15 protein-coding genes are annotated in these 21757 nt (G+C 62.7%); 9 read left to right on the top strand and 6 right to left on the bottom strand.

Annotation, left to right across the window (positions count from 1 at the left end; all coding sequences use genetic code 11):
• Positions 1-128: 128 nt before the first annotated feature.
• On the top strand, positions 129-3329 hold the full coding sequence (locus KO539_RS11435) for a PAS domain-containing protein (protein ID WP_374106389.1): 3201 nt from the start codon (positions 129-131) through the stop codon (positions 3327-3329).
• A gap of 4 nt (positions 3330-3333) precedes the next feature.
• Here the strand turns inward: KO539_RS11435 and KO539_RS11430 are convergent, their stop codons facing one another.
• From KO539_RS11430 to KO539_RS11415, 4 genes are read right to left on the bottom strand one after another with little or no spacing between them, the layout of a single operon-like run.
• Positions 3334-6219 (bottom strand): PAS domain-containing protein, encoded by a 2886-nt coding sequence (locus KO539_RS11430; protein WP_219309312.1) that lies wholly within the window; start codon positions 6217-6219, stop codon positions 3334-3336.
• Positions 6220-6226: 7 nt separating this feature from the next.
• Positions 6227-7417: a hybrid sensor histidine kinase/response regulator gene (locus tag KO539_RS11425; RefSeq protein WP_225241362.1), complete on the bottom strand. Its 1191-nt coding sequence runs from the start codon at positions 7415-7417 to the stop codon at positions 6227-6229.
• Complete coding sequence (locus tag KO539_RS11420) at positions 7414-8292, bottom strand: protein-glutamate O-methyltransferase CheR (RefSeq protein ID WP_219309310.1); 879 nt, start codon at positions 8290-8292, stop codon at positions 7414-7416. Before KO539_RS11420 ends, KO539_RS11425 begins: the two co-directional genes overlap by 4 nt.
• Positions 8292-11768, bottom strand: a complete 3477-nt coding sequence (locus KO539_RS11415; RefSeq protein WP_219309308.1) for a response regulator — start codon at positions 11766-11768, stop codon at positions 8292-8294. Before KO539_RS11415 ends, KO539_RS11420 begins: the two co-directional genes overlap by 1 nt.
• 282 nt (positions 11769-12050) lie before the next feature.
• On the opposite strand from KO539_RS11415, the gene KO539_RS11410 reads away from it, so the two are divergent.
• On the top strand, positions 12051-12503 hold the full coding sequence (locus KO539_RS11410; RefSeq protein WP_219309306.1) for an Hsp20/alpha crystallin family protein: 453 nt from the start codon (positions 12051-12053) through the stop codon (positions 12501-12503).
• 92 nt (positions 12504-12595) lie between these two features.
• Here the strand turns inward: KO539_RS11410 and KO539_RS11405 are convergent, their stop codons facing one another.
• The gene (locus KO539_RS11405) at positions 12596-13942 is read right to left on the bottom strand and encodes an MFS transporter (RefSeq protein WP_099402010.1); all 1347 of its coding nucleotides are present in this window, start codon (positions 13940-13942) and stop codon (positions 12596-12598) included.
• Between the two features lie 217 nt (positions 13943-14159).
• Here KO539_RS11405 and cyoA point away from each other — a divergent pair, with 217 nt between their 5' ends.
• From cyoA to KO539_RS11370, 7 genes are all read left to right on the top strand, one after another.
• Positions 14160-15143, top strand: a complete 984-nt coding sequence (gene cyoA / locus KO539_RS11400; protein WP_071653323.1) for a ubiquinol oxidase subunit II — start codon at positions 14160-14162, stop codon at positions 15141-15143.
• Between the two features lie 84 nt (positions 15144-15227).
• Positions 15228-17231 carry a cytochrome o ubiquinol oxidase subunit I gene (gene cyoB, locus KO539_RS11395; protein WP_099402009.1) on the top strand — a complete coding sequence of 668 codons (2004 nt, stop codon included), beginning with the start codon at positions 15228-15230 and terminating at the stop codon, positions 17229-17231.
• Positions 17224-17862: a cytochrome o ubiquinol oxidase subunit III gene (cyoC, locus tag KO539_RS11390; protein ID WP_034788486.1), complete on the top strand. Its 639-nt coding sequence runs from the start codon at positions 17224-17226 to the stop codon at positions 17860-17862. Before cyoB ends, cyoC begins: the two co-directional genes overlap by 8 nt.
• Positions 17859-18245, top strand: a complete 387-nt coding sequence (gene cyoD, locus KO539_RS11385; RefSeq protein WP_034748058.1) for a cytochrome o ubiquinol oxidase subunit IV — start codon at positions 17859-17861, stop codon at positions 18243-18245. The genes cyoC and cyoD overlap by 4 nt, the downstream gene beginning before the upstream one ends.
• A complete protein-coding gene (locus tag KO539_RS11380; protein WP_219309304.1) occupies positions 18242-19078 on the top strand; it encodes an SURF1 family protein in 837 nt (278 codons plus the stop codon). Before cyoD ends, KO539_RS11380 begins: the two co-directional genes overlap by 4 nt.
• The gene (locus tag KO539_RS11375; RefSeq protein ID WP_034748064.1) at positions 19062-20411 is read left to right on the top strand and encodes an ATP-binding protein; all 1350 of its coding nucleotides are present in this window, start codon (positions 19062-19064) and stop codon (positions 20409-20411) included. Before KO539_RS11380 ends, KO539_RS11375 begins: the two co-directional genes overlap by 17 nt.
• Positions 20401-20937 (top strand): response regulator transcription factor, encoded by a 537-nt coding sequence (locus KO539_RS11370; protein ID WP_099402007.1) that lies wholly within the window; start codon positions 20401-20403, stop codon positions 20935-20937. The genes KO539_RS11375 and KO539_RS11370 overlap by 11 nt, the downstream gene beginning before the upstream one ends.
• Here KO539_RS11370 and KO539_RS11365 read toward each other — a convergent pair whose 3' ends face one another.
• A complete protein-coding gene (locus KO539_RS11365) occupies positions 20938-21684 on the bottom strand; it encodes a hypothetical protein (RefSeq protein ID WP_219309302.1) in 747 nt (248 codons plus the stop codon).
• Positions 21685-21757 lie beyond the last annotated feature (73 nt).

Raw genomic sequence — 21757 nt, 5'->3', positions numbered from 1 at the left:
TTGAGAAGAGAGCAACACTTTAGCATAGGGCCGCAGGGTCGCAGAGATCAAGCAGTGCGCTGTTTTCCTCCTGCAAGAGGGTTGCCCCATGGTATATTCCGGGCATCAGTTTTCCCCTTATCGACACGGTGCACGCAAACAACATTCTTTCCTTGCTGGACGCCGAGCATAGTGCGCTGGGCAGCATCGCGGCCGGCGCTGACCTGGCCCATGCACTGGAGCACCTGTTGCTGGCGCTGCAAGACCTGGCCGACGGCGGCGCGCATGCCTGCCTCGTGCTGATCGACGAGGCCGACCGCTTTTGCGGCTTGTCCGCGCCCAGCCTGCCGCAAGACCTGTGCCTGGCGCTGCGACACGGCGGCGAGCAGCCATCCCCGTTCGGCACGGCCGCCTTTTCCGGCGCGCCCGTGTATTGCGGTGACATCACGCGCGACGTGCACTGGAGCGCGGGACGCAAGGAAGCCATGCTGCACGGCTACCGGGCCTGCTGGGTCTCCCCCGTCTTCGGCGCCAAGGGACATATCCTGGGCGTGCTGGGTCTGTTTTTCCCCGCGCCATGCCATCCCACGCAACCCGAGATCGAATTGCTGGCGCTGGCCGCGCGCGTGGCCGCGCATGTGATCGAGCGGGGCCAGCTGGAACAGGCGCTGCACGACAGCCGCGAACATTTTCATTACGCCATCGAACTGAACACGCAAGTGCTGTGGACGGCCGACGTCGACGGCAAGCTCGATTATGTGGCGCAGCGCTGGCGCGAATGGACGGGCGGCATCGGCCTGGGCACCAGCTGGCTGGACGCCATCCACCCCGAGGACGTGCCCCATTCCCTGGCCGCCTGGAGCGAAGCGGTGGGCAGCGGCCAGCCTTTCGACCAAGAAATGCGCGTGCGCCGGCAGGACGGCCAGTACCGCTGGGTGCATTCGCGCGCCTACTGCCGGCAAGACGAGCGCGGCCAGCCCGTGAAATGGTATGGCTCGTGCGAGGATATCGACGAGCACTGGCAGGCGCGCAACGCCTTGCTCGACAGCGAGGCGCAGTTCCGTTCACTCGCTTCCACCATGCCGAACCAGGCCTGGCTGGCGCATGGCAGCGGCGCCACCTACTGGGTCAACGAGCAAGTCTGCGACTACACTGGGCAATCGCTGAAGTCGCTCGTCACCAGCGGTTTTCGCCACTGCGTGCATCCGGACGATGTGCAGGCCACGCAAAAAAGCTGGGAACGGGCCGTCACCACCGCCAGTGCCTACGAGCACGAGTTCCGCATGCGCCGCGCCAGCGATGGCGCCTACCGCTGGTTCCTGGCGCGCGCCTTGCCGCTGTTCGACGAGGCGGGCACGGTGCTGCGCTGGGTGGGCACGAATACGGACGTGCAGGAACAAAAGAACGTGCTGGAAAAGATGGCTTACCTGAATTCCTCGCTGGAAGTGGAAATGGCCAACCGCACGGCCGACCGCGACCGCATGTGGCGCTTGTCGACCGACATCATGCTGGTGGCCGACCTGGCCGGCATGATCATCGCCGTCAATCCCGCCTGGAGCCAGATCCTCGAACGGCCGGAAATCGAATCGCTGGGCATGGACTTCATCAGCCTCGTGCATCCGGACGACCGCATGGCGGCCTTGAAGGATTTGTCGCGCCTGGCTCATGGCGCACCCACCTTGCGCATGGAAAACCGCTACCGGCGCCGCGATGGCGGCTACCGCTGGATTTCCTGGACGGCCGTGCCGGCGCAAAAGCTGATCCACGCCATCGGCCGCGACGTCACGGACGAGAAAGAGGCGCGGCTGGCGCTGGTGCGCAGCGAGCAAGCTTTATTGCAGGCGCAAAAGCTGGAATCGATCGGCAAGCTGACGGGCGGCGTGGCGCACGATTTCAACAACGTGCTGCAAATTATCTCGGGTAATCTGCAGTTGCTGAAGCTGACCGTGGCCGACAATCCGCAGGCGGCCAGGCGCCTCGCTTCGGCCGCCTCGGCCGTCGAACGGGGCGCCAAGCTGTCGTCGCAATTGCTGGCCTTTGCCCGGCGTCAACCTTTGCGGCCGCTGGTGACGGACCTGGGCCGTTTGCTGCGCCGCATGCACGAGCTGATCCGCCGCGCCCTGGGCGAAGCGATTGCCGAGGAAACCTTCATCAGCGAAGGCTTGTGGCATACCCTGGTCGACCCGAACCAGATGGAAAACGTGCTGCTGAACATGGCCATCAATGCGCGCGACGCGATGGACAAGGGCGGGCGCCTCACTTTTACCTTGAGCAACGTCACGCTCGATGCGGACTACGCCAGCCGGCATGCGGACGTGCTGGAAGGACAATACGTGCTGCTGACCATCACCGACACGGGCCATGGCATGGAGCGCGACGTGATCGACCAGATTTTCGAGCCGTTTTTCACCACCAAGCGCGAAGGCGAGGGCACGGGACTGGGCCTGTCCATGGCTTACGGCTTCATCCGCCAGAGCGCGGGCCACATCAAGGTGCACAGCGCGCCGGGCGCCGGCACGACGTTCAAGATATACCTGCCCCGTTCGCTGGAAAAGCTGGCCGAACCGCCACCGGGCCTGACGGGCCCCGTGCTGGGCGGCAGCGAGACCATCCTCGTGGTGGAAGATGATGCTCCAGTTCAACATACGGTGGTCGACATGCTGCGCGGCCTCGGCTACGACGTGCTGCATGCGGATGATGGCGCCTCGGCCCTGGCCCTGCTGGGCACGGGCGTGGCCATCGACCTGTTGTTTACGGATGTCGTCATGCCTGGCCCCGTCAGCAGCAAGGAACTGGCGCAGCAGGCCAGGCTGCTGCTGCCGGAACTGGCCGTATTGTTTACCTCGGGCTATACGCACAACGCCATCATGCAGGGCGGGCGGCTCGATCCGGGCGTGGAATTGTTGAGCAAACCCTACCAGCGCGAAGACCTGGCGCGGCGCATTCGCCATGTGCTGGCCGACCGCCGCCTGGTGGGCGCGCCCGACCCGTCCGGGCGGCGCATCCTGCTGGTGGAAGACAATGACGATGCGCGCGAAATGACCACCGAGATGCTCAATATGCTGGGGCACACCGTGCATGGCGTGGCCAGCGCCGAAGAAGCCTTGCCACTGCTGGCCATGCCCGGCCTGGACGTGCTGGTAACGGACATCAGCTTGCCCACCATGTCCGGCCTGGAACTGGCGCGCCATGCGCGCGCGCACTGGCCGCAGCTGGACGTGGTGTTTGCTTCCGGGCACGACTGGGGCGCCAGCCTGATGCAGGACGCCAGCGCGCGTTTCCTGCGCAAGCCGTTTGGCCTGGAAGAGCTGGCCGGCGCACTGAAGGCGCGCCGGCTCGACGTTTACTAGGCGGCTAAGGCGGCGGCAGCAAGGCTTGCTGCAATTGCTCGACGGTAAATGGTTTCACCAGGAAGCGCGCCTGCGGGTCCAGCACGCCGGAATTGGCGGGCGCGTGGCCGGTGGAAAACACCACTTCCAGCTGCGGATAGTCGCGCGCCGCAACCTCGGCCAGCTCGGCGCCCGACATCCGCGGCAGGCTGATATCGGTCAGCAGCAGTTCCAGTCCCGGCGTGCCCAGCAGTGGCAAGGCTTCTTCGGCCGTGCCCACGGCCAGCACCGTGTGTCCCAGCATGTCCAGCAGCTCGCCCGTCATGGCGCGCGCGTCGGCATTGTCTTCCACGAGGAGGATATGGCGTCCTACCGGCAGCGCCGGCGCAGGTTGCGGCGGCGCCAGCTGCGCGCGGTACTGGTGCAGGGCAGTCACGTGGCGGCCGTTGGCCAGCAAGTGGCGGATGCGCCGCGCCAGGTCTTCGCGCCGGTAGGGTTTGCTCAACAATTCCACGCCCGGCTCCAGGCGGCCGCCCTGCATCATGGCGTCCTGCGTGTAGCCCGAGGTAAACAGCACGGCCAGCTGCGGCAGCAGCACGCGGGCCTGGCGCGCCAGTGCCGTGCTGGCCACCTTGCCCGGCATCACCACATCCGTAAACAGCAGGTCGATGGGGACGCCGCTGCCGATGATGGCCAGCGCGCTTTCGCCATCGCTGGCGCGCAGCACGACGTATCCCAAGCCGCGCAGCATGTCCACCACCGTCGTCTGCACCTGCACGTCGTCTTCCACGACGAGGATGGTTTCCTTGCCGCCCAGCACGGGGCCGCCCAGCTGCAGCGGCAGCTCCGTTTCCGCTTCAAGCGAGCGCGGCAGGTAGATGCGGAAGGTGCTGCCATGGCCCGGCAAACTGTCCACCGTCAGGTGGCCGCCGCTCTGGCGCAGGAAACCGTAGGCCATGCTCAAACCCAGCCCCGTGCCTTCGCCTTCCTTCTTCGTCGTGAAGAACGGTTCGAAAATCTTGTCCAGCAGCTCGGCGGGAATGCCCGTGCCCGTATCCGAGACGGCCAGTTGCACGTAGTCGCCGGGCGCCACGTCCGCATGGCGGGCCGTGTAGTCGCTGCCCAGCACGCTGTTACTGAGTTCGATAGTCAGCTGGCCCTGGCCAGCCATGGCGTCGCGCGCGTTGATGGCCAGGTTGAGAATGACGTTTTCCAGCTGGTGCGGGTCGACCAGGGCGCGCCAGCAGTCGTCGGCCAGCAGCAAGCGCGTCTCGATGCTTTCGCCGGTGGCGCGCCGCAGCAGTTCTTCCGTCGCGCGCAGCAGCTGCGCCAGGTCCGTCACCAGCGGTTTCAAGGGCTGTCGCCGCGCAAACGCCAGCAGCTGGGCCGACAGCTTGGCGCCCCGCTCCACGGCGGCCGAGGCGCTGGCGATGCGCTTGGCAGCCAGCGGGTCGTCATCCAGGCCCAGCTGCAGCAATTGCAGATTGCCGGAGATAATTTGCAGCACGTTATTGAAATCATGGGCCACGCCGCCCGTCAGCTTGCCCAGCGCTTCGAGCTTTTGCGATTGCAGCAAGGCCATTTCGCTGTGGCGCAATGATTCCTGCATGCTGCGCAAAGTGTTTTGCGCCTCTTTTTCCACCGTGACGTGGCGTCCGGTGGCGAAGATCAGGTCGCCTTCGGGCGCCGCCACCCACGACAGCCAGCGGTGGCCGCCATCGCGGTGCCGGTAGCGGTTTTCAAAGCTGGGCATGGATTCCTTGCCAACTTGCAGCAAGGCCTGGCGCGTGGCGGCGGCATCGTCGGGCAGCACGAAGTCGAAGATGCTGCGGCCCAGCATTTCCTCGGGCAGCCAGCCCAGGATGGCGCCGGCGGCCGGATTGACGGCGGCAAAGCAGCCATCGGCATCGATGGCCACCATCAGGTCTTGCGCGCTGCGCCATAGCCGCTCGCGTTCGCTGTTGCGCGCGGCCAGGTCCGCTTCCAGTTTTTTTTCCACGGTGATGTCGCGCGCGCTGCAATACACCTTCTCGCCCTCGGGCACGGCGACCCACGACAGCCAGTGCCAGCCGCCCAGCTTGTGGCGGTAGCGGTTTTCGAAGCGCAGGGCCGGCTGGCCCTGGTTGGCCGCATCCCAGGCCGCATACGTGCGCGGCAAGTCGTCCGGGTGGATCAGTTCAAAAAATTTCGTCGTGCGGATTTCCTCCACGGACCAGCCCAAGGTGGCTTGCCAGGCGGGGTTCGAGTGTTCGAAATAGCCGTCGAGGTTAAGCACGCCCAGCAAATCGGGGCTGACGTTCCAGGTACGGCCGAATTCGCGCGTGCGCTCGGCCACTTGCGTTTCCATGCTGGCAGTCAGGGCGCGCAAACGCGATTCCGCCCGGGCGCGCAAAATGGTCGACCAGACCCGTTCCGACACTTGCACGGCCAGTTCGATCTCGTCCGCATGCCACAGGCGCGCAGCGCGGCTGTGCACGACGAACAGGGCCGCCAGCTGGCCATCCTTGGCAATGGGAATGTTCAGGAAGGCGCGGATGCCCAGGCGCGCGAACGTGGCCAGCGCGGCCGGCATGGCCGTGCGCGGGTCGCTGGCCACATCGCTGACGGCCAGCGCCTGGCCGGCGGCAAGCGCATCGGCCAGGCCGGCCGCGTAATCGCCGAGGAAATACTCGCCAGCGGCGCCCGGCGCGAGGCCATCGCTCCAGGCATGCTGCAGGGTGGGGCACTGCAGGGTCTGGTCGATATCGAAACAGGCCACTTGCTGGGCGCCCAGGCGCTGGCCCAGCAATTGCGCCGACAGGGACAGGATCTCGCCCGTGTCTTGCAGCAGGCGCAGCCGGCGTTCCAGTTGCAGCAAAAAGGCGACGCCGCTGGCGCCGGTCTGGCTGCGGGGAGCGGGAGTGCTGCTCATGGGGGCCTCAGCTGCCGGCCAGCGGCAGGGTGACGCTGAACAGGGCGCCATTGCCGGGTTGGCTTTGCAGGGTGATGGCGCCGCCGTGCGCATCGACCAGCTGTTTGGTGATGAACAGGCCCAGGCCCAGGCCGCCCGTGCGGTCCTGGTGGATGACGCGCTCAAAGGCGTCGAAAATGCGTTCCTGGTCGCGCGCGTTGATGCCGATGCCATGGTCGCGCACTTCGATGACGGCGCTGTTCTGCGTGTGCGCCAGGCTGATTTCCACGGGCTGGCCCTGGCCGTAGCGCACGGCATTGCTGATCAGGTTGACAACGATCTGCTCGACGCGGAAGGCATCCCAGAAACCCTGGATGGGCTCGAAGGCCATCACTTCCAGCACGCTGCCCGTCGTGGCCGCATATGGCGCCAGGTCGTCCGCCACGCGGCGCACGAGGCTGGTCAGGTCGACGGCTTCGCGGCGGATCGACAGCTTGCCGCTGGTGATGCGCGAGACGTCGAGCATGTCGTCGATCAGGCGCACCATGCTGCGGATTTGCCGCCCGTCGCGCGCCACCATCTTGCCCAGCTTTTCCGGCTCGAAAGCGGCCAGGTTGCCCCGTTCCAGGTTGACGGTGCGCATCTGCGTTTCCAAAAACAGCGTGTTCAGGGGCGTGCGCAGTTCGTGCGCCACCATGGACATGAATTCGTCGCGCAGGCGCAGCGAGCGCTGCAGTTCCGCCTGTGTGGCGCGCAATTCCTTCAATAACGCTTCCTGCTGCTGGCGGCTGTGCTCGAGCGCCTGCACCTGGCGCCGCGTTTCGCTGCGCTGCTGGTGCAGGGCCACGAAGACGTTGACCTTGCTTTGCACGGCATTGATGTCGAGCGGCTTGTGCAGGAAGTCGACGGCGCCGCTTTCATAGCCCTGGAAGGCAAAATTCATTTCCTTGCCGGCCGCCGTGACGAAGACGATGGGGATGTGGCGCGTCTTTTCCGTGCCGCGCATCAATTGCGCCAGTTCAAAACCATCCATTTCCGGCATTTGCACGTCGAGGATGGCCAGCGCGAAATCGTGTTCCAGCAGCAGGGCCAGCGCTTCTTCGCCCGAGGATGCCTGGTAGACGCTGCGGTCGCTCTCGCGGATCAGCGCATTGAGCGCGCGCAAGTTTTCCGGCAAGTCGTCGACGATCAGCAGTTTGGTACTTGTTTCATTCATCATGTTTCATTCCTGGCATGGCTTTGCCGTCCAGCGTAGTGGGAAGCGGCGTGCGAGGGCGCACGCTTGCGGTAGAGCTTTTCGGGACCCGGCAATGGCTCGAAGTCGGCGGCAAAGCGGGTGAAATGCGTGCTTTCCTTGCTGCCCAGGCCCAGGAAACCCCGGTGGCACAGCGAGTCGTGGAACAGGCCCAGGGCCCGCTCCTGCAAGGTTTTGTTGAAGTAAATCAGCACGTTACGGCATAAAATCAATTGCGTTTCAATAAACACGCTGTCCGTGGACAGGCTGTGGTCGGTAAAGTTGATACTGTCGAGCAGGCGCTGCTGGAAACGCGCAGTGGCATGTTCGACCGTGTAGTAATCGGCCAGCTGGCCCAGGCCGCCTGCGGCCAGGTAGTTGGCGCCGTACTCGTCGAGCCGGTGCAGCGGATACACGCCGCGCGCGGCCGTGGCCAGCGCTTGCGGATTGATGTCGGTGGCGTAAATCGTGCTGCGTTCGAGCAAGCCTTCCTCGTGCAGCACGATGGCCAGCGACAGCGCCTCTTCGCCCGTGCAGCAGCCGGCCACCCAGATGGTCGGCGATGGGTAGGTTTTCAGCACGGGCACGACCTGTTCGCGCAAGGCGAGGAAAAAAGCCGGGTCGCGGAACATTTGCGTGACGGGCACGGTCAAAATCTGCAGCAGCTTGCCAAAGGCGGCCGCGTCGTCGAGCACCAGTTGCTGCAAGGCGGGCACGTCGGCGCAATGCAAGCGTTCGAGCGCCTGACTCAGGCGGCGCCGCTGCGAGGGTAAGGAGTAGTCGCGAAAATCATAGCTGTAGCGCTGATAGATCGCTTCCATCAGCGCGTGCAGTTGCGCGTCCGTGGTGCGCAGAGACATCAGATGCGTTCCATTTTCGGCATCCACACGCGCAGCAGCGAATACAAGCGGTCCAGGTCGATCGGCTTGGCCAGGTAATCGGATGCGCCCGCCTGCAGGCATTCTTCCTGGTCATTCTTCATGGCCTTGGCCGTGATAGCGATGATGGGCAGCTTGTTGTAGCGGCCATCGGCGCGGATCAAGCGCGTCGCTTCCAGCCCATCCATGCCCGGCATCATGACATCCATCAACACCAGGTCGATATCGTCCACGCTGTTGAGCTTGCTGATGGCTTCGAAGCCGTTGCGGCCGATTTCCACCACTACGCCTCGCTGTTCCAGCGCATTCGTCAGGGCAAAGATATTGCGCACGTCGTCGTCCACCAGCAAAATCTTGCGCCCTTCAAACACGCGTTCGCGGCTGCGCACCTGCTGCAGCATGCCCTGGCGCTCGCTCGACAGTTCGGACTCCACCTTGTGCAGGAAGAGGGTGACTTCGTCGAGCAGGCGCTCGGGCGAACGGGCGCCCTTGATGATGATCGAGCGCGAGTATTTCATCAGATCCGCTTCTTCCTCGCGGCTCAGGTTGCGGCCCGTGTAGACGATGACGGGCGGGAACGAGCACAGCTCTTCATGTTCCATGCGTTCCAGTAACTCGTTGCCCTGGATGTCGGGCAGCTTCAAGTCGATGATCATGCAGTCGAAAATCTGCGTTTTCAGCAATTCCAGCGCTTGCTCGCCCAGGGCCACGGCCGTGATTTCCACGTCGTCGTCGCTGATCAGGTGGACCACGCTTTCGCGCTGGCGTTCGTCGTCTTCGACCAGCAGGATGCGCTTCATTTTTTGCGTAAACTTCGATTCGAGCTTGCGGAACACTTCCTTCAGCTGTTCGCGCGTGCGCGGCTTGGTGGCGTAGCCGATGGCGCCCAGCTGCATGGCTTCCTGGATCTGGTCGTTGCCGGACACGATGTGCACGGGAATGTGGCGCGTCAGCGGGTTTTCCTTCAATTGCTGCAAGACCAGCAAGCCCGGACGGTCCGGCAAGCCCATGTCGAGCAAGATGGCGTCGGGCAGGAATTCCTCGGCCAGGCGCAAGCCTTCGTCGGCGCCGTGCGCCACCAGGCAGCGGTATTGCATTTCATGCGCGAGGTCGAACAGGATGCCGGCAAACGACGGTTCATCCTCGATCACCAGCACGGAACGCTGGCCCGTCTTGACGGCCGGCACGCTATTGCGGTCATCCTCGAAGGTGGGCAGCGGCACGGGCTTGGCGGCGGGCGCGGCCTTGGGCGCGGCGGCCGCGGCGGGCGCTTGCGGCGCGGCGGCGGGCGCAGGCGCGGCTTCCACCTCACGCTCCGGCATGACGGCCGGCAGCACCAATGTAAACGTGCTGCCCTGACCGGGTGTGCTGGCCAGCTCGATGCTGCCGCCCAGCAAGGCGGCCAGGTCGCGCGAAATCGACAGGCCCAAGCCCGTGCCGCCGTAGCGGCGGCTGGTGGTGCCGTCGGCCTGGTGGAAGGCGTCGAAAATCTTGTGCTGCTGGTCGCCGGCGATGCCGATGCCGGTATCCTGCACCTGGAAGCGTACCTGGCCGGCCGCATCCGTGCTCACGTGCAGGGACACGGTGCCCGCATCCGTGAACTTGATGGCGTTCGACAGCAGGTTTTTCAGGATTTGCTCGAGGCGCTGGCGGTCGCTGACGAAGGACGGCGCGACGTCCGGCGCCACCTTGACGTCAAACACCAGTTTCTTTTGCTGCGCCTGGGCGCCGAACAGCATCTTCATGCTGCTGAGCAGCTCGTTGAAGGGCACGGCTTCCGGCGTCAATTCCAGCTTGCCTGCCTCGACCTTGGAAATGTCGAGGATATCGTTGATGAGGGTGAGTAAATCGTTGCCGGCTGAATAAATGGTTTGCGCAAACGTCACTTGTTCCGGCGTCAGGTTGCCGCTGGTGTTGTCCGACAGCAGCTTGGACAGGATCAGCGAGCTGTTCAGCGGCGTGCGCAGCTCATGCGACATGTTCGCCAGGAATTCGGATTTATACCGGCTGGCTCGCTGCAGCTCTTCCGCGCGCGCTTCCAGCTGGGCGTGCGCCTCGCCGATAGCCATGTTTTTCTGGTCCAGCGACAGCGCCTGCACGGCCAGTTGCTCGTTCGACTGCTCCAGCGCCGCCTTTTGCTCTTCCAGGTGCGCCTGCGACTGTTCCAGCACGCGCGACTGTTCGCCCAGCTCTTCATTGGCCGTGCGCAGTTCTTCCTGCTGCACTTCCAGTTCTTCATTCAGTTGCTGGGTTTCTTCCAGCACGTTTTGCAGGCGCTGGCGGTACAGGGCCGCTTCCAGCGAGGTGCCGACATTCGCGGCAATCAGGTTCAGCCATTCCTTGGCGCGGGCGCTGACGGGATGCGTAAAGCCCAGTTCGATGACGCCGTTGACGACGCCTTCGTTGTTGACTGGTGTCAAGACCAGTTCCAGCGGCGTGCCGCGGCCCAGGCTTGACGTCACGGTCAGGTAATTCTCGGGCACTTGCTGCACATGCTTGAGGCGCTTTTCGCGCGCCGTCTCGCCCACCAGGCCTTCGCCCAGCTTGAAGACTTGCTTGTCCTTCACGCCCTGATCGTTGAAACCGTACACGGCCGTGCGGCGCAGCCTGCCATCTTCGTCGACGACGTAGAGGGTGGCGATGGCCACGTCGAGGCGGTGAGCGAGGAAATCGAGCACATGCCGTCCCAGTTGCGGCAAGCCCAGCTGGCCGCTCGTATGCGCCGCCAGTTCCGTCTGCCCCGTGCGCAGCCAGGCTTGCTCCTGCAGCACGTCGTTATCCTTGCCGCGCTGCTCCAGCGCATCGTTGTAGATGTCGGACAGGCGCAGCAGTTCACGCCGTCCCAGGTAGGCCAGCAGGCCCGACAATCCCAGGCTGAGGATGAGGAACACGACGACGGCCAGCATGGTGCGGCTTTCGGCCGTATCGGCCCGTTCCTGGCGCAAGCGCTGCTCCATGGACAGGAAGGTGAGGAATTCGCGGCGGATTTCGTCAAATTCCAGTTTGCCTTCGCCCTGGCGCACGCGCGCGAGGAATTCCTGGTTGTTGCGGCGCTGGGCGATCACGGCTTCCGCGTAATCGAGCCACTGGCCTTGCAGCGCGCGGATGCGGCGCAAGCGGTCCACCTGGATGGGGCTGTCGGACACCAGATCCAGCAGGGTGGTCATTTCCACGGCGATCTTCGCCTTGCCCGATTTATACGGCGCCAGGAACGTCTCGTCGCCCGTCAGCAAATAGCCGCGCATGCCCGTTTCCAGGTCAACCGACAACTTCATGACTTCATTCGCATTGCCGATCACCCGTTCGGAATGCTCGACCGAACGCAGGGCCGAGAGCAGGTAGGCGATCAGGCCGACAAACACGAGGGCCGTGACGACCCCGATGACCAGCGGCAAGGTCACATTGCGGGCGAGGATGCGGCGAAAGCTGAAGGAGTCGATCGGGGTCTTGGTATTCATCATGTCCGTGTAAGGCTGTCGCGAAAAAATCAATTTTAATTGAAATGCAAGATTTCTGGTGGTCAAGCATAGCGTGCGTTAGCATAACAGCCTTGGGGCATTGTTCGCAGGCGCAAGGTAGTGCAAAGCGCGCCAGCGCACAGATGAAAGAATCCGGAAAATCAAGCTGGCCACGATTGAGGCGGATCAAAGAGATTGGTTGTTGACATCCTAATATGCAGGAGGTGGTGGCGCCCATGCGGCTGGCCACCGTGTGCAAACCAGACCATGCAGGAGGACATCATGGCTAATCATTTGATCCGTCGCGATCCGCAAAACCCGCTGGCACGTTTCGACCCGTTCAGCGACATGGAAGAATTCATGCACGACTTTTTCGCACCCGCCCTGCGCCTGCGCGATGGCGGTTCGTCACGCATGCGCGTCGATATTTCCGAAACTGAACAAGCTTATCAGGTGCAGGCGGACATTCCAGGCGTCAACAAGGACGATATCAAGGTGTCCATCGACGGCAACCGCGTCTCCATCAGTGCCGAACTCAAGGATGAAAGGGTGACCCGCGATAGCGGCGGCAAGACCGTGCGCAGCGAGCGCGAGTACGGCCAGCAATACCGCAGCTTCGTGCTGCCGCACGAGGTGGACGAGGCTGGCGCGCAGGCCCGCTACGAAAATGGCGTGTTGTTGCTGGACTTGCCGAAGAAGGAAGGCACGGGCGGCCGCCAGCTGGCGATACAGTGACGGTTTGAGGCATAAAAAAACGCCGGACGATGCCGGCGTTTCCTGGGGTGTTCCGGGTGACGGCACGCCGCCACCCGGATTGCCTCTATATGTCAGTCGCGGATTTCCAGCGCCCGGTTCAGGCTCAGGGCGGCCAGCGAGGCGACGGCGCCTGACAGCAGGTAGAAACTGACGTAGGCCAGGCCGAAGTTGGCCGACAGGCCCAGCGCCACGAGCGGGGCGAAACCGGCACCGACCAGCCAGGCCAGGTCGGACGTCAACGCCGCACCCGTGTAGCGGAAGCGGGCAGGGAAGTTGGCCGTCACGGCGCCGGCTGCCTGGCCATACGACAGGCCCAGCAGGCTGAAGCCGACGAGGATGAAGACGTCCTGGCCAAAGTTGCCGCCACCCATCAGGGTTGGCACGAAGGCGCTGAAGATGGCGATCAGCACGGCCAGTACGCCCAGGGTGGTGCGGCGGCCCACTTTATCGGCCAGCAAGCCGGAAATCACCACGCCGATGGCGGCCAGCACGGCGCCCAGCATCTGGATTTGCAGGAAGTCCGAGGCCGAACGGGTCTGGTAGACGGAAATCCACGACAGCGGGAACACGGTGACGAGGTGGAACAGGGCGTAGCTGGCCAGCGCGGCGAGGGCGCCGATCAGCACGTTGCGGCCCTGGCCGCGGCTCATTTCAAACACGCTCACGGGCTGCAGTTCGCGTTCGTCGAGCAGGCGCGCATATTCATTCGTCGACACCAGGCGCAGGCGGGCAAACAGGGCGACCACGTTGATGGCGAAGGCGACATAGAAAGGATAGCGCCAGCCCCAGTCGAGGAAGTCCTCATCCGTCAGGGTGGTCAGCATAAACCAGAACAGGCCGGCGGCGATCAGGAAGCCGGCGGGCGCGCCCAGCTGGCCCAGCATGGCGTACCAGCCGCGCTTGTTTTCCGGCGCGTTCAGGGCCAGCAGCGATGGCAAGCCATCCCACGAGCCGCCCAGGGCCACGCCCTGGCCGATGCGCAGCACGGACAGCCAGATGATGGCAGCAAAGCCCAGGTGCGAATACGTCGGCAGGAAGGCGATGCCGGCCGTCGACACGCCCAGCAGGAAGAGGGCGATCGTCAGCTTGGCGCTGCGGCCCATGCGGCGCTGGATCTCCATGAAGATCACGGTGCCGAACGGACGGGCGATGAAGGCGAACGAAAAGATCAGGAATGCATATAAAGTACCTTCCAGGCGTTCTTCAAACGGGAAGAAGACGCGTGGAAACACCAGCACCGAGGCGATGGCGTAGACAAAGAAGTCAAAGTATTCGGAAGCGCGGCCGATGATCACGCCGACGGCGATCTCACCGGGGTCGATATGCGATTCGACCGTGCCGGCCCCGCGTGCGTCGCGCAGGGAGTGGGGGGAAAAGTCGGCGGGTACATCCCCGCTGTGTATGCGCGTGCTGGACATGATGATCGTCTCCAATATAGTTTCGAGTTCGGCCAACGCGTAACATACCCCGGGTGTCTCACGCCCGGAGTAGGACTATTCAATAGATAGCTGTAGGAAAACTCCGCAACTACCGAGTGAAAATCCGAGCAAGGGGTAGGACAAAACGTCCAATTGCCAACGCGCTCCAGTGAGAATACAGTACCATATCTTCATCCCCTGTACTGGACTTTCCTGTATGTTTTCATTAAAAGTTCGTCGCGGACTGCTTCTTTTACCTCTCGCATTGTTGGCTGGTTGCAATACGGTGGTACTGAACGCGTCTGGTGACATCGCAGTTCAGCAAGGCAATCTGATTGTCATCTCGACATTGCTGATGCTGTTGATTATCGTTCCGGTAATCGCCCTGACCCTGCTTTTCGCATGGCGCTATAGAAAAAACAACACCGCGGCCAAATACGAGCCGGACTGGGACCACTCGACTCGCCTCGAGCTGATCATCTGGGGCGCGCCCCTGCTGATCATTATCGTGCTGGGCCTGCTGACCTGGATCAGCACCCACACCCTCGATCCATACCGCCCATTGAGCCGTATCGACGCCAACCGCCCCATTCCTGCCAGCCACAAGCCGATGATCGTCGAAGTCGTGGCCCTGGACTGGAAATGGCTGTTCATCTACCCGGAGCAAGGCATCGCGTCCGTGAATGAACTGTACGCGCCCGTCGATCGTCCGATCCGCTTCAAGATCACCGCCTCGTCCGTCATGAACTCGTTCTTCATCCCCGCACTGGCAGGTCAGATCTACGCCATGCCGGGCATGGAAACGCAGTTGAATGCCGTCATCAACAAGCCTGGTGTCTATAAAGGCTTCTCCGCCAACTACAGCGGTGCCGGTTTCTCGGGCATGCGCTTCAAGTTCCATGGCGTGAATGATGCGGACTTCGACAAATGGGTGGCATCGGCACGTGCCGGTGGCGGCGCGCTGAACCGCGACGACTACCTGTCGCTGGCCCAGCCTAGCGAACGCGATCCGGTGCGCCGTTACAGCGCCGTGCCTAGCGATCTGTACAAGGCAATTCTGAATCGCACCATCGTTTCCGACGCCCTGTGCGTGACGCCGGTCGAGCCATACAAATTGACGATGGCAAATAGCCCGGTAGCGGCCGTAACGGCAGTAGTCGCTAGCGATGCAGTAGTTGAAAAGGGCGTTCAAGCCAAGTAACGACTGCATGAATCCCGCAGCGCATTGCGCTGCAGATACTGGCGCCGCTTGCCTGGCGCCTCCCTTTTTTCTCTGAGAGTAACAATGCTAGACCATATTGATCTGACGAAGCTTATATTCGGCCGTCTGACTTGGGATGCAATTCCATTTCACGAACCTATCCTGCTGGCGACCTTTGCGATGGTTGCCCTGGGCGGTATCGCACTCGTTGCGGCACTGACGTATTTCCGCGTCTGGGGTACCCTGTGGCGCGACTGGATCACCAGTATCGACCATAAAAAAATCGGTATCATGTACATGATCCTGGGCCTGGTCATGCTGCTGCGCGGCTTTGCCGACGCGCTCATGATGCGTACCCAGCAGGCGATCGCCTTTGGCGACAATGCCGGCTTCCTGCCACCGCATCACTACGACCAGATCTTCACCGCCCACGGCGTGATCATGATCTTCTTCGTCGCGATGCCTTTCGTGACGGGTCTGATGAACTACGTGGTGCCGCTGCAAATCGGCGCGCGCGACGTGGCTTTCCCATTCCTGAACAACTTCAGCTTCTGGATGACCACCATGGGCGCCGCCCTGGTCATGGCTTCCCTGTTCGTCGGCGAATTCGCCCGCACGGGCTGGCTGGCGTATCCACCGCTGTCGGGCATCGTCGGCAGTCCGGACGTGGGGGTAGACTATTACATCTGGTCCTTGCAGATTGCCGGGGTCGGGACGCTATTGTCCGGTGTCAACCTGATCGCCACCATCGTCAAGATGCGCGCGCCAGGCATGACCTGGATGAAAATGCCCGTCTTCACCTGGACCGCACTGTGCACCAACATCCTGATCGTCGCCGCTTTCCCGGTACTGACGGCTGTGCTGGCCATGCTGTCGCTGGACCGCGTTGCAGGCTTTAACTTCTTCACGACGGAACTGGGCGGCAACGCCATGATGTACGTCAACCTGATCTGGATCTGGGGCCACCCAGAGGTCTACATCCTGATCCTGCCACTGTTCGGCGTGTTCTCGGAAGTCGTCGCAACCTTCAGCAGCAAGCGCCTGTTCGGCTACGCCTCGATGGTGTACGCCACCTGCGTCATCATGATCCTGTCGTACCTGGTATGGCTGCATCACTTCTTCACCATGGGTTCGGGCGCCAGCGTCAACTCCTTCTTCGGCATCACGACGATGATCATTTCGATCCCGACGGGCGCGAAGATCTTCAACTGGTTGTTTACCATGTACCGCGGCCGTATCCGCTTTGAACTGCCTATGCTGTGGACGATCGGCTTCATGGTCACCTTCACCATCGGCGGCATGACCGGCGTATTGCTGGCCGTACCACCAGCGGACTTCGTGCTGCACAACAGCCTGTTCCTGATCGCCCACTTCCATAACGTGATTATCGGCGGCGTGGTCTTCGGTGTATTTGCTGCGATCAACTACTGGTACCCGAAAGCCTTCGGTTACAAGCTTGACGTGTTCTGGGGCAAGTGCTCGTTCTGGTTCTGGTTCGTCGGCTTCTACCTGGCCTTCATGCCGCTGTACGTGCTGGGCCTGATGGGCGTGACCCGTCGTGTCAACCACTTCGAAGATCCATCGCTGCAAATCTGGACCATCATCGCCTGGTTTGGCGCCGTCTCGATCGCACTGGGCATCGCTTCCATGCTGATCCAGTTCTTCGTCAGCTACCGCAACCGTCACGCTCTGCGCGACGTGACCGGTGACCCATGGGGTGGCCGTACGCTGGAATGGTCGACGTCGTCGCCACCGCCAGACTATAATTTCGCCTTCACGCCACAAGTGCACGAACTCGATGCATGGACTGACATGAAGAAACACGGTTACCAGCGTCCGACGTCCGGTTTCACGAAGATCCACATGCCGAAGAACACCTGGGCTGGTTTCGTGATCGCCGCACTGAGCGCACTGGTCGGTTTTGGCCTGATCTGGCAAATGTGGCTCGTCGCCAGCATCGGCTTCGTGATCATGATGGTCACCATCATCGTCCATACCTTTAACTACAAGCGCGATTACTACATTCCTGCGGAAGAAGTGGTCCGTACCGAAGACGCTTATACTAAATTGCTGAGCAGCCATGTCTGATACCATCGCCCATAACACCGGCGCCGCTGGCGCCGCACCAAGCACGCGCAGCTACTTTGTGCGCGAGCACCACCCGGAAAACGGCAGCCTGCTGGGTTTCTGGCTCTACCTGATGAGCGATTGCCTGATCTTCGCCTGTCTGTTCGCCACGTACGCCGTGGTCGGCCGCAGCTATGCGGACGGCCCGACGGGCGCCGCGCTGTTCGACCTGCCGCTGGTGGCCGTCAACACGGCCATGCTGCTGCTGTCGTCGATCACCTACGGTTTCGCCATGCTGGCCATGCAGCGCAAGCAATTGCGCAGCACCCTGGTCTGGCTGGGCATCACGGGCCTGTTCGGCCTGGCCTTCCTGTCGCTGGAAATGTATGAATTCATTCATCTGATCCACGAAGGCGCCGGTCCGCAGCGCAGCGCGTTCCTGTCGTCGTTCTTCGCCCTGGTCGGTACCCACGGCTTGCACGTGACGTTCGGCGTGATCTGGCTCGTGACCCTGATGTTCCAGTTGAACAAGCATGGCCTGACCCCGGAAAACGGCCGTCGCATGATGTGCCTGTCGCTGTTCTGGCACTTCCTGGACGTCATCTGGATTGGCGTCTTCACCTTTGTCTACCTGATGGGAGTGCTGCCATGAGCGACCACCACACACACGGCGATAGCCACCACCATGACAACCACGATCATGGCAGCCTGAAAAGCTACACGATCGGTTTCATCCTGTCGGTGATCCTGACGGCCATTCCGTTCTGGCTGGTGATGACGAAAGCCATCACCAACTCGGGCACCATGGGCCTGGTCCTGCTGGCGTTCGCGGCTGTTCAAGTAGTGGTGCACATGGTGTACTTCCTGCACATGAACACCAAGTCCGAAGGCGGCTGGAACATGATGGCGCTGATCTTCACGATCATGATCGTGGGCATCGCCATGGCCGGTTCGCTGTGGGTCATGTACCACATGAACCACAACATGATGCCGGATCTGATGCCTGAGTACATGCATACGAAAACGGCTCCATGATGAGTAATACGCGCCCAAGCAACACCGGGCGCGCCCCTGGCGCCGCATCGCAAGATGCCGCGCCAGGCCCACGCGGCATGGTCGTGCAGTATTCAAAAATTGCATTGGCCTTGCTGGCGGGGATCTTGTTTGCCGGTTTCTGTGCCCTGGGCACCTGGCAAGTCAAGCGCCTGTTCTGGAAGCTTGACCTGATCGAGCGCGTCGAACAACGCGTACATGCGCCCGCAACGGACGCACCTGGACCCGCAGCCTGGGCCAGCATCACGCAGCAAACGGATGAATACCGCCATGTGCGACTCTCCGGTACCTATCTCCCCATTTTCAATACCCTGGTGCAAGCAACGACGGCACTGGGCAGCGGTTACTGGCTGATGACGCCCTTGCGTCTGGCCGATGGCAGCACCGTACTGGTCAACCGCGGCTTCGTGCCGAAACGGGAAAGCATCGCCGCCAGCACGCCGGCCGGCATCGTGCACGTCGACGGCTTGCTACGCGTCAGCGAGACGGGCGGCGGTTTCTTGCGCGAAAACAGTCCTGCCACGCAGCACTGGTATTCGCGCGACGTGGCCGCCATCGGCACCTCGCACATGCTGAGCAACGTGGCGCCGTATTTTGTCGATGCGAAGGCCAAATCGGAAACGGCCAGCGACGCCCCCGTCGGCGGCCTGACCGTGATTTCCTTCCACAACAACCACCTCGTGTACGCCTTGACGTGGTTCGCGCTGGCCCTGATGGTGGCCGGCATCACGTGGTGGCTCGTGCGCGAGGACAAGCGCCGCCGCGCGCGCCGTAGTGCCGGTCTTCAAGAGAGTGACCATGCCGGGCAGGATTGAGATCCTGCCCAACCGCGAAGTCTTAGAGCGCGGTGCGGTGGCGGCCGAGATGGAACATCCGGCCGGCCACCAGAACATGAAGTTGCTGATCCAGCTGCGCTGGCTGGCCGTGATCGGCCAGATCAGCACGATCTTCGGCGTGGGCGTGGGACTGGGCATCGCCTTGCCCGTGCCCTACATGCTCGAAGTGCTGTCCTGCCTCATCGCTTTTAATCTTGCCAGCCTGCTGCGCTGGCATGAACGCCAGCCCGTTTCCAACACGGCCCTGTTCCTCGCTCTGCTGGTCGACGTCACCGTGCTGACGGCCCAGCTCTACCTGAGCGGCGGCATCAGCAACCCGTTTGCCTTCCTGTACTTATTGCAAGTCATCCTCAGCGCCGTGCTGCTGGAAGTGTGGTCGACCTGGATCATGGTGGCCATCACGAGCCTGTGCCTGGCCGGCCTGGCCTTGCTGCCCGGCCCCTTGATCCTGCCGATCGACCCGGAGCGGGGCTTTTCCAGCCTCTACGTGCAGGGCTTGCTGATCTGTTTCATCCTCAACGCCGCCTTGCTGGTGGTGTTCATCACGCGCATCAACCGCAACCAGCGCGCCGGCGACGCCAAGGTGGCGGACTTGCGCCAGCGCGCGGCGGAGGAAGAGCACATCATCCGTATGGGTTTACTGGCCTCGGGCGCCGCGCACGAGCTGGGCACGCCGCTGGCAACACTCTCCGTCATCCTCGGCGACTGGCGCCGCATGCCGGAACTGAGCAAGAATAGCGAGTTGCTGGAAGAAATCACGGAAATGCAGGCGCAGTTGCAGCGCTGCAAGAGCATCGTCAGCGGCATTCTGCTGTCGGCGGGCGAGGCGCGCGGGGAATCTTCCGTGAAAACGACGATCAATACCTTCCTCAACGACCTGGTCGACGAGTGGCGCACCAGCCGCCCGATCCAGGGTTTCGAGTACGATAACCGCATCGAGCACGACGTGCCCGTCGTCTTCGATTCAACCCTGAAGCAAACCATCTGCAATGTGCTCGACAATGCGCTGGAAGCATCACCCGAGTGGTTGCGTTTCGAAGCGACGCGCGAAGCGGACGCCTTGCACCTGGTCATTACCGACGCGGGTCCGGGCTTCGAGCCGTCGATGCTGACGCACCTGGGCAAACCGTACCAAAGCAGCAAGGGCAAGCCCGGCGGCGGTCTTGGTTTGTTCCTGGTGGTCAATGTCGCGCGTACCCTGGGCGGCACGGTGACGGCGCGCAACCGGGTGCAGGGCGGGGCGGTGGTGCACCTGGCCTTGCCGCTGGCGGCCATCAAACTGGAAAGAGAAAGCGACCACCATGCAGGATGACCGTCTGTTACTGATCATCGAAGACGACGCCGCGTTTGCCCGCACCCTGGGCCGCTCGTTCGAGCGGCGCGGCTACCAGGTCATCCTGGCCACCAATTTCGACGAGGCGAGCGCCTTGCTGGAGCAGCATTGCCCCGACTACGCCGTCGTCGATTTAAAACTCAATGGGAATACCTCGGGCCTGGCTTGCGTGCAGATGCTGCACCAGCACGACCCGGACATGCTGATCGTCGTGCTGACCGGCTACGCCAGCATCGGCACGGCCGTCGAAGCCATCAAGCTGGGCGCCTGCCAGTACCTGGCGAAACCGTCGAACACGGACGACATCGAAGCGGCCTTCGGCCATGTGGCCGGCAACGCCGACATCGAACTGACGAACCGCGCCACCAACATCAAGACCCTGGAATGGGAACGCATCCACGAAATGCTGGCCGAGACGGATTTTAATATTTCGGAAACGGCCCGCCGGTTGGGTATGCACCGGCGCACCCTGGCGCGCAAGCTGGAAAAGCAGCGGGTGAAATAGTCACCGCGCAGTTTGGGTGGCGTCGAACGTCAGCTCGACAACGCTGTCGTCGCTCCAGTCCTGCTCGCGCAGCGGCGGCGTAAACGACGCGCCGCTGAAGGGCACGGGCGCGCTTTTGCCGTTGTCGCTGATCGTCGCGGCCGTGATGTGCCGTGGTTCGGTAAAGCTGTAGGTGCCCTTTTGCGACACGAAATTGCAGGGGCCGCCCAGCGCGCCCATCGCCGTGCGCATGGCGAAAGGCAAGGTGTCCTTGTCGATGGCCCAATGGACTTCGCACGCCAGCCGCAGGTCGCCCAGGCGGCGGATGGTGTCGCTGGTGGCCGCGCTCCTGACGTAGGGTATCCACCGGACCGAGCCAGCCTTGCGGTTCACGCTCAGCTCGGCTTTCTCATACAGCGGACCCGGCTCGACGGGCAAGCTGAAGATATTGCGCTCTCCCAGCGGGATCGCCATCCCTGCCTCGTCGCTTTCCAGCCGCAGGGCGATGGCGTGCATGTCGACCTCGGCGCGGCGCGGCTCCAGAATGAAGCGCAGCTGTGCGCCAGGCGCCAGACCATGTTTTTCCTCGAAGCGTTTGACGCCCTTGAGCATGGCACTGTAGGGTTTCCAGTCAGGATCCCGGATGCCTTTGACATTGACGGAGGCCGCCGCCTCCTGGCCGGCTGGCTCCGTGGCTTGCGGCGTGTTCTCCCGGGCCTGGACCGCGGCGGCGCATAAACACAGCAGAAGACCAGCTATTGCACGCATATTCATCCTGTTCATTTGACTCCCAAGTAATCGTAATCCCAGCTTGGCAGAGTGTAGAAAAAAACACAGGCGC

The organism is Janthinobacterium sp. NKUCC06_STL (genome assembly GCF_019345455.1).
GTDB classification, from domain to species: domain Bacteria; phylum Pseudomonadota; class Gammaproteobacteria; order Burkholderiales; family Burkholderiaceae_D; genus Janthinobacterium; species Janthinobacterium rivuli.
This window is presented reverse-complemented; position numbering and strand designations above follow the sequence as displayed.

What these genes read in the sequence shown, in the direction of transcription:
- KO539_RS11430 (WP_219309312.1), bottom strand. Translation starts at nt 6,219, where the DNA reads ATGAGCAGCACTCCCGCTCCCCGCAGCCAGACCGGCGCCAGCGGCGTC.
- KO539_RS11425 (WP_225241362.1), bottom strand. Translation starts at nt 7,417, where the DNA reads ATGATGAATGAAACAAGTACCAAACTGCTGATCGTCGACGACTTGCCG.
- KO539_RS11420 (WP_219309310.1), bottom strand. Translation starts at nt 8,292, where the DNA reads ATGTCTCTGCGCACCACGGACGCGCAACTGCACGCGCTGATGGAAGCG.
- KO539_RS11415 (WP_219309308.1), bottom strand. Translation starts at nt 11,768, where the DNA reads ATGAATACCAAGACCCCGATCGACTCCTTCAGCTTTCGCCGCATCCTC.
- KO539_RS11410 (WP_219309306.1), top strand. Translation starts at nt 12,051, where the DNA reads ATGGCTAATCATTTGATCCGTCGCGATCCGCAAAACCCGCTGGCACGT.
- KO539_RS11405 (WP_099402010.1), bottom strand. Translation starts at nt 13,942, where the DNA reads ATGTCCAGCACGCGCATACACAGCGGGGATGTACCCGCCGACTTTTCC.
- cyoA (WP_071653323.1), top strand. Translation starts at nt 14,160, where the DNA reads ATGTTTTCATTAAAAGTTCGTCGCGGACTGCTTCTTTTACCTCTCGCA.
- cyoB (WP_099402009.1), top strand. Translation starts at nt 15,228, where the DNA reads ATGCTAGACCATATTGATCTGACGAAGCTTATATTCGGCCGTCTGACT.
- cyoC (WP_034788486.1), top strand. Translation starts at nt 17,224, where the DNA reads ATGTCTGATACCATCGCCCATAACACCGGCGCCGCTGGCGCCGCACCA.
- cyoD (WP_034748058.1), top strand. Translation starts at nt 17,859, where the DNA reads ATGAGCGACCACCACACACACGGCGATAGCCACCACCATGACAACCAC.
- KO539_RS11380 (WP_219309304.1), top strand. Translation starts at nt 18,242, where the DNA reads ATGATGAGTAATACGCGCCCAAGCAACACCGGGCGCGCCCCTGGCGCC.
- KO539_RS11375 (WP_034748064.1), top strand. Translation starts at nt 19,062, where the DNA reads ATGCCGGGCAGGATTGAGATCCTGCCCAACCGCGAAGTCTTAGAGCGC.
- KO539_RS11370 (WP_099402007.1), top strand. Translation starts at nt 20,401, where the DNA reads ATGCAGGATGACCGTCTGTTACTGATCATCGAAGACGACGCCGCGTTT.
- KO539_RS11365 (WP_219309302.1), bottom strand. Translation starts at nt 21,684, where the DNA reads ATGCGTGCAATAGCTGGTCTTCTGCTGTGTTTATGCGCCGCCGCGGTC.